Origin of the sequence: Cyanothece sp. BG0011, assembly GCF_003013815.1 — a bacterium.
Taxonomy (GTDB): Bacteria; Cyanobacteriota; Cyanobacteriia; order Cyanobacteriales; family Microcystaceae; genus Crocosphaera.
Window position 1 is genome coordinate 1 of record NZ_PRLH01000133.1, and the last position, 2,833, is coordinate 2,833.

The 2,833-nt window shown below is 39.9% G+C and carries 3 protein-coding genes; all 3 read right to left on the reverse strand.

The features are described from left to right. Positions 1–219: 219 nt before the first annotated feature. Genes C4E06_RS16145 through C4E06_RS16155 form a run of 3 tightly spaced genes read right to left on the reverse strand, consistent with a single transcriptional unit; the run spans position 220 to position 2,539 of the window. Positions 220–1,551, reverse strand: coding sequence for a Rieske 2Fe-2S domain-containing protein (locus C4E06_RS16145; RefSeq protein WP_107668992.1), 1,332 nt, complete (start codon positions 1,549–1,551; stop codon positions 220–222). 47 nt (positions 1,552–1,598) lie between these two features. Beyond that, positions 1,599–2,033: a VOC family protein gene (locus tag C4E06_RS16150; RefSeq protein ID WP_107668993.1), complete on the reverse strand. Its 435-nt coding sequence runs from the start codon at positions 2,031–2,033 to the stop codon at positions 1,599–1,601. A gap of 2 nt (positions 2,034–2,035) precedes the next feature. Further along, positions 2,036–2,539: a TIGR02652 family protein gene (locus C4E06_RS16155; protein WP_107668994.1), complete on the reverse strand. Its 504-nt coding sequence runs from the start codon at positions 2,537–2,539 to the stop codon at positions 2,036–2,038. Between the last annotated feature and the right edge of the window lie 294 nt (positions 2,540–2,833).

A 2,833-nucleotide genomic window follows, 5' to 3' on the forward strand; every position in this document is an offset into this window, starting at 1 on the left:
CAATGTTACCCATTCTTATTCCTCTCATCTTACAATTATTACAAGCAGGGGCTAATAATTCTAAACCTCCCGGACAGCGAAATAATTCCCTTCTCCAAAGTTTTCTTGATACCGATGGGGATCAAGATGTTGATATTGCTGATGCTCTTTCTTTAGCTAAGCGATTTCTGTCTAAATAAAGTTTAACGGGTAGGGTGGGCAATGCCTACCTTACTTAAATTATTTTTTATCGGCGTGAACATAATCAACAAAATAAAAACGAGGTTCTAACCACCATTTTAACCAGCTATAAAGTCCTAATCCAAAGATAACAAATCCCCCTAAAAGTAATCCCCATTGTTGACGAAATTGATCGGGCATCATTGAACAGCCTAGAATAGAAAGAATAGAAATAATTAATAAAATAACTTGCAACGTTTTAATAGTTTTTAAGGCATTGCGACAACTTGAACAATGTTGAGTATGTTGATGATAACGATCTAATACTTCTTGACGATTATCATTAATGGTTAAATTTGTGTCTTTAATGCCTACTGTTTCCCAAGGTAACTTACCCTGACAATAAGTATCAAACCAGCGTCGAAATTCAATCACTAAACGATCTGCTTCTGTGGGTAATTTATAAGCAGTTTTCCAGCTTTCGGTCTCTTGTTTTTCTTGTAAATAATATTCTTGTTGTTGTAATAAAATCATATCCCCTTCTAAGACTAAATGTCTCGTGTTTAAATGTTCCCACCAACGAGGAATTATTTTCATGAAACCTTTAGCAAAATTTCGGGGAAATTGCCCTACTATTCTTGATTTTCCAGGGGCAACAGGCACACAATAAACCACTAAACCTACTTGCTTATTACTGTCCCCAATTTTAATACTATATTCTAAGCGACAAGGGGGGTCAAAGGTAATGGTTGATTTCAATCCTCGCTCTATTTTTGCTTCAATTAAAGTAGGGGTAGATTGAACAATTTCTATGGGAAGGGGTTGCCCATTGTTACGGTTTCCTTGTACCCCATGATGAGCATAGGGAACATGACTAGGGTCCGCTACATTTTCCACTAACGTTTGCCAATCATAAGCCATATCTCGTACATAAGACGACCAAATAAACCCCTTATCAGCATCAATTTGAGGGGATAAAGGAAGGGGGGTTTTATTAGCTAAGTCTTGACTATTTTTATCAGGCCAAACCCACAATAAACCATTAACTTGACGAGAGGGAAAAGAAAGACAAGCAAACTGTTCTTTATTTTTAGTAAGAATCTCTGGCTTTTCGGCTTGAGGAATGCTGGTACACACCCCATTTTGATCAAATTCCCAACCATGATAACTACACATTAAGTTATCGCTTTTTTCATCAATTCTTCCCTCACTTAAAGGGGCTAAACGATGGGGACATTGATCCAAAAAAACTTGATAATGAGTCGAGGATCTAGGCTTCCAAATAACTAACCTTAACCCTAATAAAGTAACAGGAGTGGGATAATTAGGATCAATATCTTCTAGGGGAATTAGGGGATACCAATGACGAAAAAAATTAAACTCTGATGTCATAAATTACTGGATACAATTCAAGTTAACTGGTAAGTGATAACTGATAATTATTTCATTACTCGAAGAAATTCTAAGGGTAAACCATCGCGATCGGCAATAAAAGCCACTTCATAGACTGTATCGCCGATCATTTGTTGTTCAGGTTCAAGTAAAATGGTTAGGGGACAAAATTGAGTCGGATCTTGTTGAGAAAGCTCAGTTAACTGAGTTTGTAATGTGGTTAACCAAGTGGTTAGATCCGAGATGCGATCGCTTAAATCAAAAGAGAGATGATAGTACCCCACATAATGCTCATCCCCAAAAGCATCGGGGGCTGGTTTGGGTTCAGGAATTTGAATCAGTTCAATTCTGCCCCCTAACCCTTCCATCCAACAGGCTAGGGTATAACCCGTGGTAAATCGTTCTTTTACTGTAAACCCTAACAGTTCATAAAAAGCGATCGCTTGATGAATATTAGCCGTGCGAATGGAAGCATGGTGCATGATTATTCAAATAACCGAAAATAAGGATAACGTTTGGGAACCCCTGGCTCTTTTTCGAGGTCAAAATTGATAACATCCCAATGGGGTTCTTTGGGGATATCGGGGCTAAATTCCACCGGCAAACCATATAAACGAGGCACGGACTTAGAATTTCCTCGCCAAGAGGTGTTACGCTCTAAATAGGTACTCACCAAGTCTTTATAACGGTTGGCGATAATCACCTTGGTTGCCCGATAGCCTTGGGTGTACAGTCGGTCTAGGGCTTCGTGAATTTCAAAACGAATGCCGTCAGGATGGGTATGTTGTCGGTACCATTCCCCTTCCCACCGTCGCCAGTGTCTACCGGACTGCAAATGAACTAACTCATTATTGTGGGGGTTAGCTTCAAAGGCACCATGACGAGGACATAGGTAAGTATCCGTCAAGGTTAATGCAGGAATTACCTGACGACAATGGGGACATTGGATTTCTGGCCCGTAAATAGGGTATTGTAAACTTAGAGTCATCTGTTTTTAGTTGTTTATAACTGCACTGGGTGGTCTGAGTACCTGTGCAACAATAAGTGTGTGTTTTGAGCAGCAGGACAGACCGGCGTTGCTCAGCAGCAAGAAAAAGAGATAAGGTCTTATTTCGTGCTGATGATCTCCTTAGACCCGTTGCTAGTAGCTATTATATCGACTAAATCCTGACCGCCTCGATTCTACCGCGAGATTTTAGATTTAGCTTAGATTTATGCCAGACCGCTTGTTTCCCCTTCCTTCTTATTGGCCACCCCTGATCTCTCTCAAGCTGCGTTTGTT